Annotated in this window: 24 protein-coding genes and 3 tRNA genes; 16 read left to right on the top strand and 11 right to left on the bottom strand. The window is 73.1% G+C overall.

The genetic code is table 11. The features are described from left to right. Window position 1: 1 nt before the first annotated feature. Window positions 2-976: a tryptophan--tRNA ligase gene (gene trpS / locus AC1DWH_RS15960; RefSeq protein WP_477094496.1), complete on the bottom strand. Its 975-nt coding sequence runs from the start codon at window positions 974-976 to the stop codon at window positions 2-4. 205 nt (window positions 977-1,181) lie between these two features. On the opposite strand from trpS, the gene AC1DWH_RS15955 reads away from it, so the two are divergent. The 4 genes from AC1DWH_RS15955 to purM are packed head-to-tail and all read left to right on the top strand — an operon-like array spanning window position 1,182 to window position 4,750. Beyond that, window positions 1,182-1,562, top strand: coding sequence for a sterol carrier family protein (locus AC1DWH_RS15955; protein WP_477094495.1), 381 nt, complete (start codon window positions 1,182-1,184; stop codon window positions 1,560-1,562). A 25-nt stretch (window positions 1,563-1,587) separates the two neighbouring features. After that, on the top strand, window positions 1,588-2,025 hold the full coding sequence (locus tag AC1DWH_RS15950; RefSeq protein WP_477094494.1) for a histidine kinase: 438 nt from the start codon (window positions 1,588-1,590) through the stop codon (window positions 2,023-2,025). Between the two features lie 50 nt (window positions 2,026-2,075). Then, window positions 2,076-3,623 (top strand): amidophosphoribosyltransferase, encoded by a 1,548-nt coding sequence (purF, locus tag AC1DWH_RS15945; RefSeq protein ID WP_456844226.1) that lies wholly within the window; start codon window positions 2,076-2,078, stop codon window positions 3,621-3,623. After that, window positions 3,620-4,750, top strand: coding sequence for a phosphoribosylformylglycinamidine cyclo-ligase (gene purM / locus AC1DWH_RS15940; RefSeq protein WP_456844227.1), 1,131 nt, complete (start codon window positions 3,620-3,622; stop codon window positions 4,748-4,750). The genes purF and purM overlap by 4 nt, the downstream gene beginning before the upstream one ends. On the opposite strand, the gene AC1DWH_RS15935 is transcribed toward purM, so the two are convergent. Next, window positions 4,747-4,884 (bottom strand): hypothetical protein, encoded by a 138-nt coding sequence (locus AC1DWH_RS15935; RefSeq protein WP_477094493.1) that lies wholly within the window; start codon window positions 4,882-4,884, stop codon window positions 4,747-4,749. The genes purM and AC1DWH_RS15935 overlap by 4 nt on opposite strands. An 8-nt stretch (window positions 4,885-4,892) precedes the next feature. Next, window positions 4,893-5,105: a DUF3073 domain-containing protein gene (locus AC1DWH_RS15930; RefSeq protein WP_370502777.1), complete on the bottom strand. Its 213-nt coding sequence runs from the start codon at window positions 5,103-5,105 to the stop codon at window positions 4,893-4,895. Window positions 5,106-5,616: 511 nt separating this feature from the next. On the opposite strand from AC1DWH_RS15930, the gene AC1DWH_RS15925 reads away from it, so the two are divergent. Beyond that, window positions 5,617-5,826 carry a BldC family transcriptional regulator gene (locus tag AC1DWH_RS15925; protein WP_477094492.1) on the top strand — a complete coding sequence of 70 codons (210 nt, stop codon included), beginning with the start codon at window positions 5,617-5,619 and terminating at the stop codon, window positions 5,824-5,826. Between the two features lie 152 nt (window positions 5,827-5,978). Here the strand turns inward: AC1DWH_RS15925 and AC1DWH_RS15920 are convergent, their stop codons facing one another. From AC1DWH_RS15920 to AC1DWH_RS15905, 4 genes are all read right to left on the bottom strand, one after another. Further along, window positions 5,979-6,308 carry a DUF3618 domain-containing protein gene (locus tag AC1DWH_RS15920; RefSeq protein ID WP_477094491.1) on the bottom strand — a complete coding sequence of 110 codons (330 nt, stop codon included), beginning with the start codon at window positions 6,306-6,308 and terminating at the stop codon, window positions 5,979-5,981. After that, a complete protein-coding gene (locus AC1DWH_RS15915) occupies window positions 6,305-6,715 on the bottom strand; it encodes a phage holin family protein (protein WP_477094490.1) in 411 nt (136 codons plus the stop codon). The genes AC1DWH_RS15920 and AC1DWH_RS15915 overlap by 4 nt, the downstream gene beginning before the upstream one ends. Window positions 6,716-6,810: 95 nt before the next feature. Beyond that, complete coding sequence (locus AC1DWH_RS15910; RefSeq protein WP_456844232.1) at window positions 6,811-7,251, bottom strand: phage holin family protein; 441 nt, start codon at window positions 7,249-7,251, stop codon at window positions 6,811-6,813. Between the two features lie 50 nt (window positions 7,252-7,301). After that, window positions 7,302-8,327: a DUF389 domain-containing protein gene (locus AC1DWH_RS15905; protein WP_477094489.1), complete on the bottom strand. Its 1,026-nt coding sequence runs from the start codon at window positions 8,325-8,327 to the stop codon at window positions 7,302-7,304. Between the two features lie 166 nt (window positions 8,328-8,493). Between AC1DWH_RS15905 and AC1DWH_RS15900 the strand changes: the two genes are divergently transcribed. Next, the gene (locus AC1DWH_RS15900) at window positions 8,494-8,940 is read left to right on the top strand and encodes a DUF6325 family protein (RefSeq protein WP_456844234.1); all 447 of its coding nucleotides are present in this window, start codon (window positions 8,494-8,496) and stop codon (window positions 8,938-8,940) included. Continuing rightward, window positions 8,940-9,305 (top strand): SHOCT domain-containing protein, encoded by a 366-nt coding sequence (locus tag AC1DWH_RS15895; protein WP_477094488.1) that lies wholly within the window; start codon window positions 8,940-8,942, stop codon window positions 9,303-9,305. Before AC1DWH_RS15900 ends, AC1DWH_RS15895 begins: the two co-directional genes overlap by 1 nt. A 52-nt stretch (window positions 9,306-9,357) precedes the next feature. Here the strand turns inward: AC1DWH_RS15895 and AC1DWH_RS15890 are convergent. The 3 genes from AC1DWH_RS15890 to AC1DWH_RS15880 form a co-directional block, all read right to left on the bottom strand. Next, a tRNA-Phe gene (locus AC1DWH_RS15890) sits at window positions 9,358-9,430 on the bottom strand. Window positions 9,431-9,442: 12 nt separating this feature from the next. Further along, window positions 9,443-9,516, bottom strand: a tRNA-Asp gene (locus AC1DWH_RS15885). Between the two features lie 39 nt (window positions 9,517-9,555). Continuing rightward, a tRNA-Glu gene (locus AC1DWH_RS15880) sits at window positions 9,556-9,628 on the bottom strand. Between the two features lie 138 nt (window positions 9,629-9,766). Here AC1DWH_RS15880 and AC1DWH_RS15875 point away from each other — a divergent pair. From AC1DWH_RS15875 to AC1DWH_RS15865, 3 genes are read left to right on the top strand one after another with little or no spacing between them, the layout of a single operon-like run. Continuing rightward, window positions 9,767-10,120: a metallopeptidase family protein gene (locus tag AC1DWH_RS15875; RefSeq protein WP_477094608.1), complete on the top strand. Its 354-nt coding sequence runs from the start codon at window positions 9,767-9,769 to the stop codon at window positions 10,118-10,120. 2 nt (window positions 10,121-10,122) lie between these two features. Then, complete coding sequence (locus AC1DWH_RS15870) at window positions 10,123-11,034, top strand: cation diffusion facilitator family transporter (protein WP_456847672.1); 912 nt, start codon at window positions 10,123-10,125, stop codon at window positions 11,032-11,034. Window positions 11,035-11,054: 20 nt separating this feature from the next. Further along, the gene (locus tag AC1DWH_RS15865) at window positions 11,055-11,966 is read left to right on the top strand and encodes an LLM class flavin-dependent oxidoreductase (RefSeq protein ID WP_477094487.1); all 912 of its coding nucleotides are present in this window, start codon (window positions 11,055-11,057) and stop codon (window positions 11,964-11,966) included. A 52-nt stretch (window positions 11,967-12,018) separates the two neighbouring features. On the opposite strand, the gene galE is transcribed toward AC1DWH_RS15865, so the two are convergent. Then, window positions 12,019-12,978, bottom strand: coding sequence for a UDP-glucose 4-epimerase GalE (gene galE / locus AC1DWH_RS15860; RefSeq protein ID WP_477094486.1), 960 nt, complete (start codon window positions 12,976-12,978; stop codon window positions 12,019-12,021). Between the two features lie 217 nt (window positions 12,979-13,195). On the opposite strand from galE, the gene AC1DWH_RS15855 reads away from it, so the two are divergent. Genes AC1DWH_RS15855 through AC1DWH_RS15830 form a run of 6 tightly spaced genes read left to right on the top strand, consistent with a single transcriptional unit; the run spans window position 13,196 to window position 18,390 of the window. Further along, a complete protein-coding gene (locus AC1DWH_RS15855) occupies window positions 13,196-14,317 on the top strand; it encodes a polyprenyl synthetase family protein (RefSeq protein ID WP_477094485.1) in 1,122 nt (373 codons plus the stop codon). Window positions 14,318-14,332: 15 nt separating this feature from the next. After that, window positions 14,333-15,232: a phytoene/squalene synthase family protein gene (locus AC1DWH_RS15850; protein ID WP_477094484.1), complete on the top strand. Its 900-nt coding sequence runs from the start codon at window positions 14,333-14,335 to the stop codon at window positions 15,230-15,232. Next, window positions 15,229-16,860 carry a phytoene desaturase family protein gene (gene crtI / locus AC1DWH_RS15845; protein ID WP_477094483.1) on the top strand — a complete coding sequence of 544 codons (1,632 nt, stop codon included), beginning with the start codon at window positions 15,229-15,231 and terminating at the stop codon, window positions 16,858-16,860. The genes AC1DWH_RS15850 and crtI overlap by 4 nt, the downstream gene beginning before the upstream one ends. Continuing rightward, the gene (locus AC1DWH_RS15840) at window positions 16,857-17,222 is read left to right on the top strand and encodes a lycopene cyclase domain-containing protein (RefSeq protein ID WP_477094482.1); all 366 of its coding nucleotides are present in this window, start codon (window positions 16,857-16,859) and stop codon (window positions 17,220-17,222) included. Before crtI ends, AC1DWH_RS15840 begins: the two co-directional genes overlap by 4 nt. Further along, the gene (locus tag AC1DWH_RS15835) at window positions 17,219-17,521 is read left to right on the top strand and encodes a lycopene cyclase domain-containing protein (protein ID WP_456845783.1); all 303 of its coding nucleotides are present in this window, start codon (window positions 17,219-17,221) and stop codon (window positions 17,519-17,521) included. The genes AC1DWH_RS15840 and AC1DWH_RS15835 overlap by 4 nt, the downstream gene beginning before the upstream one ends. Beyond that, a complete protein-coding gene (locus tag AC1DWH_RS15830; protein ID WP_477094481.1) occupies window positions 17,518-18,390 on the top strand; it encodes a prenyltransferase in 873 nt (290 codons plus the stop codon). The genes AC1DWH_RS15835 and AC1DWH_RS15830 overlap by 4 nt, the downstream gene beginning before the upstream one ends. Window positions 18,391-18,408 lie beyond the last annotated feature (18 nt).

Raw genomic sequence — 18,408 nt, 5'->3', positions numbered from 1 at the left:
GTCAGTCGTAGACCATTCCCATGAGCTCGCGGACGTCACGGATCGTGGCGTCCGCGAGCTCGTTCGCGTGCGCGTTCCCGCGGGCGAGGATGTCGGGCACCAGGCCGCGGTCCGCGGCGAACAGGGCGCGGCGAGCGCGCAGCGGCGCGAGGTGCTCGACGAGCGCGTCGGCGGTCACGGCCTTGAGCCGGGCCGAGCCGCCCGACCCGATCTCGTCGGCGATCGTCGACGGGTCGACGCCCGTGCACAGCGACGCCAGGAGCAGCAGGTTCGCGACCTCGGGCCGCGCGTCCGGGTCGTACGTGATGGTCCGGTCGGAGTCTGTCTTGGCGGACCGGATCGCGGCGACCGTCTGGTCGGCGGTCGCGCGCAGCTCGATGGCGTTGCCGCGGCTCTTGCTCATCTTGCGGCCGTCGGTCCCCAGCACCACCGGCGCCGCCGACAGCAGCGCCTCCGGCTCGGCGAAGCACGGGCCGTACCGCTGCGTGAACCGCCGCGCGACGGTCCGGGTCAGCTCCAGGTGCGGCAGCTGGTCCTTGCCCACGGGCACGACGTCGGCGTGGCAGAACAGGATGTCCGCGGCCTGGTGCACCGGGTAGGTCAGCAGCAGCCCCGACAGCGACCGGCCCGAGTCGGCCAGCTCCTGCTTGACGGTGGGGTTGCGCTCCAGCTCCGCCACGGACACCAGCGACAGGAACGGCAGCATCAGCTGGTGCAGGGCCGGGACCGCGCTGTGCGTGAAGATCGTCGCCGCGTCCGGGTCGATGCCCGCGGCGAGGTAGTCCAGCACGATCTCGTGCACGTTCCCGGCGACGTCGCCCACCACCTCCCGGTCGGTGATGACCTGGTAGTCGGCTAGCACCAGGAACGTCTCGACGCCGGACTGCTGCAGGTGGACCCGGTTGGCAACCGTGCCGAACAGGTGGCCGATGTGCAGGGGACCGGTGGGGCGCTCACCGGTGAGCATGCGTGCCATGAGGACTCCTTCGTGGAGCAGGCTGCGCACGTGCCTCGAGACAGCGATGCCCCCGTAGCCGCGTGAGCAGCTCGGGGGGCAGGACGACCGCGGGCTGCGTCTAGTGCAGCCAGCGCCAGGTCGTGGAGGACATGGCGACGAGGCTAGCCCGCGCCGTGCCACCCGCGGAAGCCCCGGGCGCGGTGGGCCGAGGCAGAATCGCCCCATGCCCCCGCGCCGCCGCACCGACCCCGCCGACGGCCGCGCCGCGCTCGCGGTGTGGCGCGCGGACCCGGCGGGGGTGCCGACGACGGCCCGGCGCACCGCGGTCCGGTTCACGCTCGAGGAGCTCGCCGAGGTGGCGCCGGGCAACGCGGTCGAGGTCCGGGTCCCGCCGGACGGTGCCGTGCAGGCGGTGGAGGGTCCTCGTCACACCCGGGGCACCCCGCCCAACGTCGTCGAGACCGATGCCCAGACCTGGCTGGCGCTGGCGACGGGCGTCCTGACCTGGGAGGACGCGGCAGCCGACGGGCGGATCCGGGCCTCCGGCGAGCGCGCCGACCTGCGCGACTGGCTCCCGCTCCAGGCCGCCCGCGACCGTGGCTGACGCGCGGCTGACCTACGATCACGGGGTGCCGAACGACCCCCAGCCGCAGGACGCCGCCGACGAGACCCCGGTCCCGACGAGCGAGCCCGCAGCCGCCGAGCCCGCAGAGCCCGCAGCCGCCGAGCCCGCGCTGGATGCCCGCGGGGTGCCGATCCCGTCCGAGCAGGAGCTGGCCGCCGTCGCGCAGCCCGCCACGGTGCGGCACGCCCCGAAGTTCGGCGCGTTCATCATGGCGGGCGCGCTCGTGGGTGCGGTCGTCGGCCTCCTCCTCACTGTGGTGGTCGAGCCCGCCCTGCCGCGCGCCGCCGACGGCTCCGGCTTCATCTCCTTCCTCGACGGCGAGGGTGCGGTCCGCACGTGGATGGCCGTCGCCGGTGCGGTGCTCGGCGGCTTCGTCGGCGGGCTGGTCGCCGTGGTGGCGGACCGGCGCAGCGTGCGCCGCGCCACCTCCGCCGACGTCTGACCCGTGGTGCGCATGGCCGCCGACGCCGGGGCGTGTGCGACCATAGGGTCGTGGCCCCCCGCGCAGACGGACGTCTGAACCACGACCTCCTCCCCAACGAAAAAGGCCCCCAGGACGCTTGTGGCGTCTTCGGCGTCTGGGCTCCAGGCGAGGAAGTCGCCAAGCTCACCTACTTCGGCCTGTACGCGCTGCAGCACCGCGGCCAGGAGTCGGCGGGCATCGCCACCTCCAACGGCCAGCAGCTGCTCGTCTACAAGGACATGGGCCTCGTGTCCCAGGTCTTCGACGAGACCGCGCTGAACGCCCTGCAGGGGCACATCGCCATCGGGCACGCGCGGTACTCGACCACCGGTGGCAGCACCTGGGAGAACGCGCAGCCGACGCTCGGACCCACGTCCGCGGGCACCGTCGCCCTGGGCCACAACGGCAACCTCACCAACACGGCCGAGCTGGTCGACCTCGTCGCGGAGCGCTACGGCAGCCAGCGGCGCGGCGAGCTGGCCCGCGGCAACACCACCGACACGGCGCTGATCACCGCGCTGCTGGCGGGGGACCCGGACCACACCCTCGAGGCCACCGCCCTCGAGGTGCTCCCGCGTCTGCGCGGCGCGTTCAGCCTCGTGTTCATGGACGAGCACACCCTCTACGCCGCGCGGGACCCGCAGGGCGTCCGCCCGCTGGTGCTCGGCCGGCTGGAGCGCGGCTGGGTCGTGGCCAGCGAGACCCCGGCCCTCGACATCGTCGGCGCCTCGTTCGTCCGGGAGATCGAGCCCGGCGAGTTCATCGCGATCGACGCCGACGGCCTGCGCAGCAGCCGCTTCGCGGCCGCGGACCGCGCCGGCTGCGTCTTCGAGTACGTGTACCTGGCCCGCCCGGACACCTCGATCGCGGGCCGGTCGGTGCACGCCGCGCGCGTCGCCATGGGCCGACGCCTGGCCGTCGAGCACCCCGTCGAGGCCGACCTCGTCATCCCGGTGCCCGAGTCGGGCACCCCGGCGGCCGTCGGGTACGCCGCCGAGTCGGGGATCACGTTCGGGCAGGGGCTCACCAAGAACGCGTACGTCGGGCGCACGTTCATCCAGCCGTCGCAGACCCTGCGCCAGCTGGGCATCCGGCTCAAGCTCAACCCGCTCAAGGAAGTCATCCGCGGCAAGCGGCTGGTGGTCGTCGACGACTCGATCGTCCGCGGCAACACGCAGCGGGCGCTCATCCGCATGCTGCGCGAGGCCGGCGCGGCCGAGGTGCACGTGCGGATCAGCTCGCCGCCGGTGAAGTGGCCGTGCTTCTACGGCATCGACTTCGCGTCCCGCGCCGAGCTCATCGCCAACGGCCTCGCGGTCGACGAGATCGCCGCGTCGCTGGGCGCCGACTCCCTCGGCTACATCTCCCCGGAGGGCATGATCGCCGCCACCGAGCAGCCCGCGTCGCAGCTGTGCGCCGCCTGCTTCACGGGTCAGTACCCGATCGAGCTGCCGCCGGACGACCGGCTGGGCAAGTTCCTGCTCGAGCAGAACGAGCTGCCGCTGGGTGCGCCCGAGGACGGTCTGCTCTCGATTGTCCCGGGCGCCGGCGGCGCGACCGCGCTGGACCACCCGTGAGCGGGGCGCAGGGCACGCAGGTCACCTATGCCACGGCCGGGGTCGACACCGAGGCCGGGGACAAGGCCGTCGAGCTGATGAAGGACGCCGTGCGCGCGACGCACGGCCCGCAGGTGCTCGGCGGCGTCGGCGGTTTCGCGGGGCTCTACGACGCGAGCGCGCTGCTGACCTACCGCAAGCCGCTCCTGGCCACCTCGACGGACGGCGTCGGCACCAAGGTCGCCATCGCGCAGGCCCTCGACATCCACGACACCATCGGGTTCGACCTGGTCGGCATGGTCGTCGACGACATCGTCGTGGTCGGCGCGAAGCCGCTGTTCATGACCGACTACATCGCCTGCGGCCGCGTGGTGCCCGAGCGGATCGCGGGCATCGTGCGCGGCATCGCGGCGGCGTGCTCGGTGGCCGGGACCGCGCTCGTCGGCGGCGAGACCGCGGAGCACCCGGGGCTGCTGGGTCCCGACGAGTACGACGTGGCCGGTGCCGCGACGGGCGTCGTCGAGGCCGACCAGCTGCTGGGTCCGGAGCGGGTCCGCGCCGGCGACGTGCTGCTGGCGCTGGGCTCGAGCGGCCTGCACTCCAACGGCTACTCGCTGGTGCGCAAGGTCGTCTCGGTGGCCGGCTGGTCCCTGGACCGGCACGTCGACGAGCTGGGCCGCACGCTGGGCGAGGAGCTCCTGGAACCCACCCGCGTCTACGCGAGCGACTGCCTCGCGCTGGTCGAGCGCGCCGGGGTCGCCGGGCTGCACGCGTACAGCCACGTCACCGGCGGTGGGCTCGCGTCGAACGTCGCGCGCGTGCTGCCGCAGGGTCTGGTGGCGGACATCGACCGCGGCGGCTGGACGCTGCCGCCGGTGTTCTCGCTGGTCCAGCGCCTCGGACAGGTCCCGTGGACCGACCTCGAGGGCACGCTGAACCTGGGCGTGGGCATGGTCGCGATCGTCGCCCCCGACGCCGTCGCCGGGGTGCTCGCGCACGCCGCGGAGCTGGGCCTTCCGGCGTGGGAGCTGGGCACCGTGCGCGACGCGGACCCGACCACCGACGTGGTCGGCGCCCCCGGGTTCGTCGCCGGCACCAAGGGCGTGCACGGCGGAGCGGTCCAGCTGACCGGTGCGTACCGGGTCTAGCCCGTCGACAGCACGACCACCGGCAGCACGACCACCGACGCCGCCCTGGGCCCGAACGTGACGAGCGAGACGGGCGGCAGGAGTCCTGCCGCCGTCTCGCTCGACGATCCCGCGACGTGCGCCGGATCAGCCACGTACCGCGTCAGCGGTCGTCGTCGGACCAGCGCCGGTAGTCGTCGCTGTCGTCGTCAGTGTCCGTGTCCACAGCCGCGCGAGGGCGGTTGTCGGTCACGACATCGTTGTGGCCGTGCGACGTGAGCTCCTGCTCGAGAGCTCGGTAGTTGGTCTCCGGGCTGAAGTACTTCAGCTCCCGGGCCACCTTCGTCTGCTTAGCCTTCTGACGGCCGCGCCCCATGGCATCGACCCCCTCTTACGTGGATGCGGGGCGGCTCCGTGCTGACACGTGCGGCCCCGGGGTGCTGAATCGTCTCTTCGTGGGGCAACGGTACATGCTCGTTCGGTATTCCGACCACTCGCCGGGGGCGACACGCATCACGTCGGGCCGGCGGGTGCGACGATGGACTCGGACCCATGTCCAGGTTCGTGTCGACTCGCCCCGCGCGTCGGCGCGTATGACCGTTTGGTCGGGTTTATGGTGGTGCCACGACTCGCGGGTCGCGCTACATGAGAAGTGTATGAGGGTCGTGTGAAGATCCGTTACGGGACCGTGTCCCGGAATGCGGTATCTGCGGCTTTCGTTCATGCTAGGTAGGCGTCGTCCGATTTGCCTGTCCGTGGGTCAACGGCGACGCTGGATGGATAACGTTTCACCCGCACGAGATGCACCCGCACGACCCGCACCCTGTACTGGCCCGGGCGCCGACGCCGTCGGTGCAGCAGGCCGCACGCTTGCCAGGAGGCAGCTGATGAACGCACATCCCGCAGAATCCGAAGCACTGCTCACGCCCTCCGAGGTCGCGACGCTGTTCCGGGTCGATCCGAAGACCGTCACCCGTTGGGCGAAGGCCGGGAAGCTGTCGTCGATCCGCACCCTGGGTGGTCACCGTCGTTACCGCGAGTCCGAGGTGCGCGATCTGCTGAGCGGCATCCCGCAGCAGCGCCTGTCGGAAGGCTGAACGACCGTCCCACCCGGCCGAGGCCGTCGACCCTCCTCGACGCGCCCCGGCCGTCTCGTGCCCGGATGACGTCCGTCCACCACGCATGACGAGGACCCCCGCAGGCGCAAGGGCGCGCCCGCGGGGGTCCTCGTGCGTCGGACGTGCGGCGATCAGCCCTTGTTGCGGCCCGCCGCGATGATCAGGGCCAGCAGGGCGGCCACCCCGAGCACGGCGCCGCCCAGCACGGAGATCGCCTTCTTGCGGGCAGCGGGCTCGGTGCCCGAGCTCGTGGCGTCGACCCACAGCTGACGTCCCGACTCGACGGCACGGCCGGCCTGCGCGCGCGGGTCCAGCCGGGCCACGAGCTCGTCGACGGTCGACGCCAGCTGGGCGCGGGTCACGGCCAGCTCGGACTCGAGGGCCACGATCTCGGGCGTGGTGAACGGCTTGGGCGCCTTCTCCGTCGAGGGCTTGTCCGTCTGGGGCTTGTCGTCGCTCATGCCGTGAACCCCGTCTTGACCGCGTCGATGTCCTTCTGCACGTTCTCGATGGCCTTGGCCGGCGTGGGCGGCGAGCCGGCCTTGATCCGGTTGATGCCGATGAGGACCAGCACCGCGATGACCAGCAGCAGCACCACGCAGACGATCAGCGCCGCCAGCCAGAGGTCCAACCAGATGTCGAGCACGATGATGGCCGTCGCGATCCCCGCGCCGAGCAGGTAGAGCGCGAGCACGGCACCGACGGCGACCAGCGCCGCACCGATGCCCAGCTGCTGCACGCGGCCCGTGACCTCGGCCTTGGCCAGGTCGATCTCGGCGCGGACGAGTCGGGCGGCCTGCTCACTGAGATCCGACACCAGCTGTCCGAGCGACTTCTCGTCACCCGGCGGTCCCGACTGCGTGCTCATGGGTACGACCTCTCGTGTGCACGTCCGTAGTGCCCTCAGTCTGGTGGTCGGCGATGCGGCGCGCGAGGGGTGAGCTGCGGATCACCCGCTGGGGTTCAGTCCTCCCAGGGGTGGACCTGCTCCTCGGCGGGGTGCACGGGCTCGTGGATGCGGACCACGGAGACGGCCGGGGGCGGCGGGAGGCGGCGCTTGGCCCAGGCCGCGACCCCGGCGCCGATCAGCAGGAGGGCGACGCCGATGATGAGCGCGGACAGCCACGGGTCGACGGCGTACGCGAGGCCGAGCACCCCGGCGGTGATGAGCAGGGCCAGCCCGAAGAACGTCAGGAGGGCCGCGGCGGCGAACCCGAGGGCGGACGGGCGGACCTCGACGGCGCGGGCCTTGACGCTGCGCGCGACCGCGTCGATCTCCGACTGGATGGCCTCCCGGACGTGGTCCTCGACCTCGGCGAACTTCTCGCGGGCGCGCCCGGCCAGCGGCTCGGTGATCCGGTCGAAGAAGCTGCGGGGTCGTTCGGCTCCGGGGGTGCCGGCCATGGGGTCCTCCTCGTGGGGCGTGCGGTGCGCCCAGACTAGGAGCAGACGGGCTAGGTGCCCGGGACCGGCGCGGTGCACACCGTGGTGTGCGCGGGGCACAGCCGGGTGCCGCCGACGACGAGCCGCAACCGGACGTCGGTGTTCGCCAGCCCCTGCTCGTCGAACGCCTCGCGCAGGGTCTCCGGGTCCACCGACGGGGGAGGCCCGAGCGCGTTGACGGTGACGACGGCGTTCCGCGCGTCGACGGTCGTGATCTCCCAGCCCGCGTCGCGAGCCCACTGCTCGGCGATCGGCCGCGCCTGTGCCTCGAGCGACTGGTCCCGCACGACCGAAAGCGAACCGGCGGTCAGCGGGATCGCCACGAGGACGACCAGGGCGGCGACGAGGACGAACGTCGTCCCTCGGACGCGGCCGACGGGGTGGCCGGCGGCGACGGCCGCGGGTCTCACGCCGGCGAGCACGAGGACCAGCGTCCCCGTGGCGATGATGGCGGCGACGTTGGTGGCGAAGAGGAGGGCCGACTGCGCCGCGTCGGCGGTCCGGCCGACCTGCAGGAGCAGGCCGGTCACCGAGAGCGGCGGGACGAGAGAGATGGCGATCGCCACGCCGGGCAGCGTGTCGGAGATGTCGGACCGGATCAGGGCGAACGCCCCGACCGTCCCCGTCGCCAGAGCGGCGAGCAGGTCGATGAGCTTGGGGCTGATCCGTCCGGCCACCTGGGAGTTGCCGACGAAGTCGTCGGACGGATGGGCCAGCAGCCCCACCAGGTACCCGATGGCGACCACGACGAGCGCGCCGAGCAGGACGTGGACCAGGCTGCGCACCAGGTGGGGGCGGTCGGCGAGCACGAGCGAGAACGCCACGCCGAGGATGGGCGTCATCAGCGGCGCCACGATCATCGCGCCGATGACGGTGGCGGTGGAGTCGGCGATCACGCCCGCCGTGGCGATGATCGACGCCAGCACGAGCAGCACCCAGAACCGCGTCGACGACCTGCTGGTGATCGGCGGCTCGATGAACACGGCGCCGGCGATGCGCTCCACGTCGGCCGGCACGACGCTGCTCAGGCTGTTCATGACACCTCTTCCGCGCGGGTGCTGCTCGGGCCATCGTCGCCGAGCCGCCGACCCCGACGAGGGCGGCGCGCCGCCGGGTTCGACCGTTCCGGCCGGTATCCGCGAAGTCGTCCTGGTTGGTGGTAGAACAGCCAAGGCAGACCGCCTGAGCACAGAGGAGCTCGTGATGGCAGCAGTGGATGTAGACCAGCTGGGACACGTCGACGTGGCGATCGTCCTGTTCGACGGCCTCGACGTGGGTGACGAGGTGGCGCAGGCGCTCAGCGAGCTGCACGCCTCCGGCACCGTGCGCATCATCGACCTGGCCGAGGTGAGCAAGGACGCTGCCGGTGCGGTCACGGTGATCGAGCCGTCGGAGGGCGAGACGGGCACGGCGCTGGACTCGGTGGGGGACGACCCGCTGGACCTGCTGAGCGAGGCGGACCTGTTCGAGATCGGCGAGGGGCTCGAGCCGGGGCAGACCGCGCTCGTCGTCGTGTGGGACAACGCGTGGGCCGTCAAGCTTGCCACGGCGGTGCGGAGCTCGGGCGGCGAGGTCGTCGCGTTCGAGCGGATACCGCGGGAGATCGTGCAGATCGCCATCGAGGCGCTGAGTGAAGGAGCTGGTGAGTGATGCGTGGACGACGGATCGGACGCCCCGGGCTGGTCGGGACCATGGCGCGGACCGCCGTGATCGCGGGGACTGCCACGGCGGTGAGCGGCAACGTGCAGCGGCGGCAGATGGGCCGGGCCCAGGACGCCCAGGACCAGCAGTACGCGGAGCAGCAGGCGGCGGCCCAGCAGCAGCAGGAGATGGTCGACCAGGCGGCGGCGCAGGCAGCGGCCCAGGTGCAGGCTCAGCAGGCGGCGGCAGCGCCTGCCGCGGCACCCCAGACCGATGTCATCGCCCAGCTCAAGCAGCTCGCCGACCTCAAGGCGGCCGGCGTGCTCGACGACGCCGAGTTCGCCGCGGCGAAGGCCAAGGTCCTCGCCGGCTGACCCCATCATGACGAAGCCCCGCTCCGGAGAGATCCGGGCGGGGCTTCTGATGTGGCCACTGGCAGGGTCGAACTGCCGACCTTTCGATTTTCAGTCGAACGCTCTACCAACTGAGCTAAGTGGCCATACGTACCGAGCGACCCCGACGGGACTTGAACCCGCGACCTCCGCCGTGACAGGGCGGCGCGCTAACCAACTGCGCTACGGGGCCTTGGATGAAGCTGCAAGGCCTGTACTGCTGAACTGCTCGTACCCCCAACGGGATTCGAACCCGTGCTACCGCCGTGAAAGGGCGGGGTCCTAGGCCGCTAGACGATGGGGGCTTGTCCAACGCGAACATCCAACCCCCAACGCCGAGGCGCCGGATGACCGGTGACGAGCATACGGGTTGTTCGGCCCGAACTCCAAAGCGGCGGGATGTGGCTGCGATCACCCCACCCTGAGCAGGCAGGATGGACCCCATGGTCGACATGTCGCGTGAGGAGTTCGAGGACGCCGTCCGCGATGCGCTCGACGAGATCCCGGACGAGCTGGCCGCCCTGATGGACAACGTCGTGGTGCTGGTGGAGGACGAGTCGCCCGAGGGTGAGGTCGAGCTGCTCGGCCTGTACGAGGGGACGCCGCTGACCGAGCGCGGCGAGTTCTGGGCCACCGGGTCGCTGCCGGACCGGATCACGATCTTCCGGCTGCCGACGCTGGCCATCTGCGACGAGCGCGCCGACGTGGTCGAGGAGGTCGCCGTCACCGTCGTGCACGAGATCGCGCACCACTTCGGCATCGACGACGACCGGCTGCACGAGCTGGGCTGGGACTGACCGTGGGCCACGACCACGACCACTCGACCGCCGCGCAGGCGCACCGCGGGCGGCTGCTCGCCGTGCTCGTCCTCACGCTGGTCGTGCTGGTGGTCGAGGTGGTCGGCGGGCTGGTGTCGGGGTCCTTCGCGCTGATCGCCGACGCCGGGCACATGCTCACCGACGCCGCGGGGGTCGGGCTCGCCCTGGGCGCCACGGCGCTGGCCGCCCGGCCCGCCACGGCGGCCCGCACGTTCGGGTGGCAGCGGGCGGAGATCCTCGCCGCGCTGGTGAACGGGCTGGTGATCGCGGTCGTCGGCGTGGGCGTGCTCGTCGGCGGCATCGCGCGGCTGGTGAGGCCGGGCGAGGTCGAGGCGGGCCTCATGCTCGCGGTCGCCGTCCTCGGGCTGGCCGCCAACGGCGTCGGGCTGGCCCTCCTGCGACGCGGGCAGAGCGAGTCGCTCACGGTCCGCGGCGCCTACCTCGAGGTGCTCGGCGACCTGCTGGGCTCGGCGGCGGTCGTCGTGGCCGCGGTCGTGGTGCTGACCACCGGGTTCGAGCGGGCCGACGGCGTCGCGTCCGTCGTCATCGGCCTGATGATCGTGCCGCGCGCCGTCGCCCTGCTGCGCGAGGTCGGGACCGTGCTGCTGGAGGCGACGCCGCGCGGGGTCGACCTCGACGCGATCCGGTCGCACATCTGCCACGTCCCCGGGGTGCTCGGCGTCCACGACCTGCACGCCTGGACCATCACCTCGGGCGTCCCGGTGCTGTCCGCGCACATCGAGGTGCCGGACGAGCTGCTGTCCGGGGGCGAGGCGGGTCGCGTGCTCGACGACCTGCGCCGCTGCCTGGCCGGCCACTTCGACGTCGACCACTGCACCTTCCAGCTCGAGCCGCCGTCGACCACCGGCACCGAGCAGCACGCCCACGCCTGACCTGCGCATAGGGTCGGGGCATGGTTGCTGTGGGGATCGCGTTGCTGCCGCAGGAGCGCTGGGTGTCGGCCCGTCGCCGGTGGGAGCAGGCCGAGGAGTGGGGCTTCGACCACGCGTGGACGTACGACCACCTGGCCTGGCGCGCGCTGGTCGACGAGCCGTGGTTCGCGACCGTGCCGCTGCTGGCCGCGGCGGCCGCCGTCACCGAGCGGATCGGGCTGGGGACCTGGGTGGCGTCGCCGAACTTCCGGCACCCGGTGCCGTTCGCCAAGGACGTCATGGGGCTCGACGACGTCAGCGGCGGCCGGTTCGTGCTCGGGGTCGGCGCGGGCGGCGAGGGGTTCGACGCCTCGGTCACCGGTGACCCGCCCTCGCGCGGGGAGCGGACGCGTCGGTTCGAGGAGTTCATCGGGCTGCTGGACCAGCTGCTGACCCACCCCGTCACGTCGCACCAGGGCGAGTTCTACCGCGCCGACCAGGCCCGGATGATCCCCGGCACCGTCGCGCGTCCGCGCACCCCGTTCGTCGTGGCCGCCAACGGCCCGCGGACCATGACGCTGGCCGCGCGGTACGGGCAGGGATGGGCCACCTACGGGCCCGCGTACGCCACCGAGGACGCGCCGACCGACCCCGGGGCCGCGCAGGAGCAGTGGTGGGCGGGGCTCGCGACGATGCTCGAGCAGCTCGACACCATCGAGGCGACCACCCGGCCCGCGGGGGAGCCGGCCCTGCGCCGGTACCTCAGCCTGGACGGCGCGCCGATCTTCTCCATGAGCTCGCTGGCACTGGTGACCGAGGGGATCGAGCGGGCCGCGGGCCTGGGGTTCACCGACGTGGTGGTCCACTGGCCCCGCGCCGAGGGCGTCTACGCGGGCAGCGAGAGGGTGCTCGAGGGCCTGGTGGGGCACCTGCCGAGGCTGCAGGCGCTCTGAGCCGTCGCCGCTCCGGCGCGTGCGTGCTCGGACGTCGGCGACGCCGTCGCGGCTAGTGGGCCTGGCGGGCCTGCCAGGCGCTGGTGACCATGTCGAGCAGGGTGTGGCGCATCTGCCAGTCGAGGTCGCGGCCCGCCAGCTCGCCGGAGGCGACGATCCGCGCGGGGTCGCCCGGACGGCGGGGGGCGGTCTCGGGCTCGAAGGGGATGCCGGTGCCCTCGGCCATCGCGGTCATGATCTCCCGGACCGAGACGCCGTCGCCGGAGCCGAGGTTGTAGACCCGCTCGAGGGTGCGGCCGGCGGCGAGGGCCTGGGCGGCGGCGACGTGCGAGTCCGCCAGGTCCGCCACGTGGATGTAGTCGCGGACGCAGGTGCCGTCGGGCGTCGCGTAGTCGGTGCCGTTGATGCGCGGGGTCCGGCCCTCGGCCAGCGCGTCGAGCACCAGCGGGAAGAGGTTGTGCGGGCTGGTGTCGTAGAGGTCCGGGGTGGCCGAGCCGACGACGTTGAAGTAGCGCAGCGACGTGTGCCGCAGGCCGACGGCCGTGCCCTGGTCGCGCAGCAGCCACTCGCCGATGAGCTTGGACTCGCCGTACGGCGACTCCGGGGTGGTCACGGTGGTCTCCGTGACCAGGTCGACGTCCGGGGTGCCGTAGACGGCGGCCGACGACGAGAACACGATCGCGTCGACGCCCTGGGACGCCATGGCCTCGAGCAGGTGCGCGGTGCCGGTGACGTTCTGGTCGTACGTGTGCAGCGGGCGGTCGACCGAGACGCCGGCGTACTTGAACCCCGCCAGGTGGACCACGCCGACCACGCCGTGCTGCGACAGCGTGTCCGCCACCAGGTCGGTGTCGAGGATCGAGCCCTCGACCAGCGGGACGTCGTCGGGGACGAAGCCGCGGTGCCCGCTGGAGAGGTCGTCGAGGACCACCGTCTCCAGGCCGACCTGCCCGAACGCCCGCACCACGTGCGACCCGATGTACCCGGCACCCCCGGTGACCAGCCATGTCATGCGCCCGAGCGTACCGATCGCGCCGGGTGGGGGCCGACCGCGTCCGCCGCGGACGAGATCGGCGCGAGGTGCATCCACGGAGGGCACTCGGACCGAAGGGTGCGCGACGGGTGTGCGACGTGCGTGCGCGGGGCCCGCGGATGCGTTCTACGGAATGCTCAGTACGCTGAGCATTCCCTGCGAGCGACAGGTTTCCAGGCGAGCGACAGGAGGGCTCATGCAGGGAGAGTCGCCGGTCACGGTCCGGCACGAGCCGGCCGAGGTCCTGGCCGCCGAGCAGGCCGACCTCGCGCAGGCGGTCGAGCGCGCGATGGCCACGACGGCCGAGGTGCTGCAGGAGTTCGTCGACGCCCGGGTCCGTGTGGCGGCGGGTCGCTCCGACGTCGCGGCGCGGCTCTGGACCGACCTGGCGGGCGTCGTCGGCGGCAAGCTCCTGCGTCCCCGGCTGGCGGTCGCGGCCTACCTCGGGCTGGGCGGCTCCGAGCCGGCGGCGATCGCGCCCGTCGCGGCGGCGATCGAGGTGCTGCACACCGCGATGCTCGTGCACGACGACCTGCTGGACCACGACGAGGTCCGGCGGGGGCGGCCGAACGTCGCCGGCGCCGCCCGGGCGAGGCTGGCCGGGCGGGGTCTCGACGAGCGCTCCGTGGCCGACCAGGTGCTCGCCGCCGGGCTGCTGGCGGGCGACCTGGCCATCGCGTCCGCGTTCTCGCTGGTGGTCGCCGCCCCGGCGGACCCGGCCGCGCTGCTGCGCGTGATGGGGCTGCTGGCCGAGGGGATCGAGACGACCGTCGTCGGCGAGCTGCTGGACGTCACCGCATCGCTGCGCCCGCCCCGCGAGGTCGACGCGCTCGCGGTGGCCGAGCTGAAGACGGCGGCGTACTCGGGCCGCCTGCCCCTGATGGCCGGCGCGGTCATGGCGGGCGTGGACGACGGGCGGACCGTGCGCCTCGGCGCGGTCGGCTCGGCGCTCGGGGTCGCGTTCCAGCTGATCGACGACGAGCTCGGGGTGTTCGGGGACCCGGTGCTGACCGGCAAGTCGGTGCTGTCGGACCTGCGCGAGGGCAAGCGCACCGAGCTGCTTCGCCGGGCGTACGCGTCCGCCGACGCGGCGGGGTGCGCCGTGCTCGACGCGCACGTGGGCCGGCCGGACCTCGACGAGGACGGCGCCGCGGCGGTACGCGCGGTGATGGTCTCGTCCGGCGCGCTCGACCAGGTGCGCGAGCTCACGCGCCGGAGGGGGCTGCGGGCGCGCGACCTGGCGCTCACCGGGCTGCCGGAACCCCTGGGGGGCTACCTTGTGGGCGTGGTCGACGATCTGGTCGGACGGGGCCACTGAGTGCTGGGGGAACGGATGTCGGACGTGCGATCGGCCCGCGACAGGGCGCTCCGCCTCTACGACGACACCGCGGCGCGCACGAGCGCCGGCGTGCTCGCCGCGTACTCCACGTCGTTCGGGCTGGGCACACGCCTGCTCGGACGCCAGGCGCAGCGGGACATCCGTGCGATCTACGCGCTCGTGCGGCTGGCCGACGAGGTGGTGGACACCTACCGCGGCGACGACGCCGGCGCCGAGCTGGACGACCTGGAGGAGCAGACGGCGCGCGCGCTGCGCTCCGGCTACTCGACCAACCTGGTGGTGCACGCGTTCGCCCGGACCGCGCGGCGCGTGGGGATCGGCGCCTCCGAGACGGCGCCGTTCTTCTCCTCGATGCGCACCGACCTCACGGTGCACGAGCACGACCGCGCCAGCTACGAGGCCTACGTCTTCGGGTCCGCCGAGGTGGTGGGGCTCATGTGCGTCCGGGCCTTCCTCAACGAGGACCGGCGACCCGACGAGCCCATCCGCGAGCCCGACGAGACGCAGGTGGCCGGCGCGCGGGCGCTCGGGGCGGCGTTCCAGAAGATCAACTTCCTGCGCGACCTCGGCGCCGACACCGAGGAGCTGGGTCGCACGTACTTCCCGGGCACCACACCGGGCCGGCTCGACGAGGCGCACCTGCACACGATCCTCGGCGAGATCAACGCCGACGTGGCGGTGGCACGGGCGTCGGTCCCGAGCCTGCCGCGGCGGGCCAGGTACGCGGTCGCGGCGACCCTGGCGCTCTACCAGCGGCTGCTCGACGAGATCGCGAGCCGGCCCCCGGAGTCGCTGCTGGTCGGGCGCGTGCGGCTGCCCACCCCGGTCAAGCTGCTGGTGGTGGGCGGGTCCGTGCTGGCGGAGGCTCGGGCGGGCCGCGCGGTCGACGCATGAACCGGCCGGGTCCCGGGCGCGTCGTCGTCATCGGCGGCGGCATCGCCGGCCTGACCACGGCCGCCCTGCTGGCCCGCGGCGGAGCGCTGGTCACGCTGCTCGAGCGGCACGACCAGGTGGGCGGGCGGGCCGGGACGCTGAGCATCGACGGGTTCCGGTTCGACACCGGGCCGTCGTGGTACTTCATGCCCGAGGTGTTCGAGCACGCGTTCGCGCTGCTGGGCGAGCGGGTCGAGGACCACGTCGAGCTCGAGCGCCTGGACCCGGCCTACCGGCTCTTCCCCGAGGGCGGCGACCCGTTCGACGTCGTGGCGGACCTTGAGACCAACTGGGCCACGTTCGACGCGCGCGAACCCGGCGCTGGTGAGGCGATCCGGCAGTACGCCGCGGCATCGACCCAGGCCTACCGCACGGCGCTCGACTCGTTCCTCTACACGACCTTCGCGCGCCCGGACCGGCTGCTGTCGGCGGACATCGTCCGGCAGACCGGCACCCTGGCGGGGCTGCTCACGGGGACGCTCGCCGACAAGGTCGCGTCGACGGTCACCGACCCCGTGCTCCGGCAGGTGCTCGGGTACCACGCGGTGTTCCTCGGGTCGTCGCCGTACCGGGTTCCCGCGCTGTACTCGCTGATGAGCCACCTCGACCTGGTCGACGGCGTACGTTTCCCGCGCGGGGGGATGTACACGGTGATCGAGGCGCTCGAGCGGCTCGCCCGCAAGGAGGGCGTCGAGATCCGGACGGGGGCCGACGTGGCCTCGATCGAGGTCGTCGACGCGTCGCCGTCGCTGCGGCATCCGCGCAGGTCAGGAGCGGCCCGCGGGGTCCGGTTGGCTGACGGGACGCTGGTGCCCGCCGACGTCGTGGTGTCCGCGGCGGACCGGCAGCACACGGAGTCGGCGCTGCTGGGCCGGCACCGCGACCTGCCCGACGAGTGGTGGGACCGGCGGGGGCCGGGGATCTCCGCGCTCCTGGTCATGGCGGGCGTCCGCGGCGAGCTGCCGGAGCTGGCGCACCACTCGCTGTTCTTCACGCGCGACTGGCCGGCGAACTTCGAGGACATCCTCGGCACCGGCCGGTCGACCCCGCCGGACGGCCTGCGGGTGCCCGAGGTCGCGTCGATGTACGTCTCGCGGACCACGGCGAGCGACCCCACGGCGGCGCCGGCCGGGCACGAGAACCTGTTCGTCCTCGTCCCCTTCCCCGCCGACCCGTCGCTGGCGGGCGACGACCTCGAGCGGCACGCCGACAGGTACCTGGACCAGGTGGGCGCCTGGGCCGGCATCCCCGGCCTGCGCGACCGCGTGGTGACCCGGCGGGTCGTCGGCCCGGCGGACTTCGCGCGCGACTTCTCGGCGTGGCGGGGCTCGGCGCTCGGCATGGAGCACACGCTGCGGCAGAGCGCGATGTTCCGCCCGGGCGACGTGTCCGCGCGCGTCCCCAACGTCCTGCACGCCGGGGGTGGCACCATCCCGGGTGTGGGACTGCCGATGTGCCTGATCAGCGCCGAGCTGGTGGTGAAGCGGATGCTGGGGGAGACGTCGTCGCACCCCCTCCCCGCGCCGCTGCGCCCCGGGTTCCTGGCGGCCGCGCGGCCTCGCGGGGTGTGGGGCGAAGCCGTCGGATGAGCGTCCTGTACCTCGGCGCCCTGCTGCTGTCCCTGGGCGGGCTGGCCCTGCTGGACCGGCGGTTCCACCTCGCGTTCTGGGCCGACGCCCGCCGGGCCGCCCTGACCGTCGGGATCGGCGTGGTCGGGTTCCTGGCGTGGGACGGCCTCGGGCTGGTGCTCGGCATCTTCGCGCGCGGTGACTCCCCGCACATGACCGGCCTGCTGCTGGCCCCCGAGCTGCCGGCGGAGGAGGCGTTCTTCCTCGCGCTGCTCTGCTACACGGCCCTGCTGGCGTGGCGGTGGTTCGACAGGAGCGCCGCGCTGCGCGAGGAGGGCCGTCGGGCGATCGCGGCCCGGGGCGACGACGGGGGCGAGCAGTGACCAACATCGTGTTGAACGTGATCGTGCTGGCGCTGCTCGGCGCGGTGTCGTGGCCCGTGCTGCGCACCATGCGGCCGTCGCCGCTGCTGGTCACGACCCTGATCCTGTGCGTGCTCACCACCGTGTTCGACACCCTGATGATCCGCGTGGGCCTCTACGTGTTCGACCCCGACAAGATCCTCGGCTGGTACATCTGGGGCGCCCCGCTCGAGGACTTCGCCTACGCGATCGCTGCCGCGGTGGGGATGCCGGTGCTGTGGGTCGCGCTCGGCCGCCGGTCCCGGAAGGCCGACGCGTGAGGGAGGTCCTCGCGGCCTCGCGCCCGTTCAGCTGGATCAACACCGCGTACCCGTTCGCCGCGGGCTACCTGCTGGCCACCGGCGGGCGGATCGATGCGACGTTCGTCGTCGGCACCCTGTTCTTCCTGGTTCCCTACAACCTGCTGATGTACGGCATCAACGACGTGTTCGACTACGCCTCCGACCTGCGCAACCCCCGCAAGGGCGGGATCGAGGGTGGTCTGGTGGAGCCGGCGCGGGCCGCGCAGGTGCACCGGCGGATCCTGTGGGCGTGCGTCGTCTCGACGGTGCCGTTCGTCGTGTACCTGCTGCTCGTGGGCGACGTGGCCGCCGACCTGACGCTCGCGCTGGTCCTCTTCCTCGTCGTCGCGTACTCGGCGCCCGTGCTCCGGTTCAAGGAGCGCCCGGTGCTGGACTCGCTGACCTCGGCGATGCACTTCGTCGGGCCCCTGCTCTACGCGCTGGTGCTCGTGGGGGCGGACCTGGGCGCGTCGACCACCTGGCCGGTGCTCGTCGCGTTCGTGCTCTGGGGCATGGCGTCGCACGCGTTCGGTGCCGTGCAGGACGTGCGCGCCGACCGGGAGGGTGGCATCGCGTCGGTGGCCACCGCGCTCGGGGCGCACCCGACGGTCGTCGCGTCCACCGTCCTGTACGTGCTGGCGGCGGCCGTGCTGCTCGTGGTCCCGTGGCCCGGGTCGCTCGCGGCCGTGCTGCCTGTGCCCTACGCGATCAGCACCGCCCAGTTCTGGTCCGTGCGCGACGAGGACTGCGAGCGCGCCAACGCCGGCTGGCGACGGTTCCTGTGGCTCAACCTGGTGACCGGCTTCCTGGTGACGATGCTGCTGATCGTCATCGCTCGGAACGGCTGACCGGTCCGGGGGTGAGCG

The organism is Cellulomonas sp. P2_F12 (assembly GCF_056403775.1).
The sequence above is the reverse complement of the archived record's forward strand: the minus strand, read 5'-3'. Positions and strand labels throughout refer to the sequence as shown.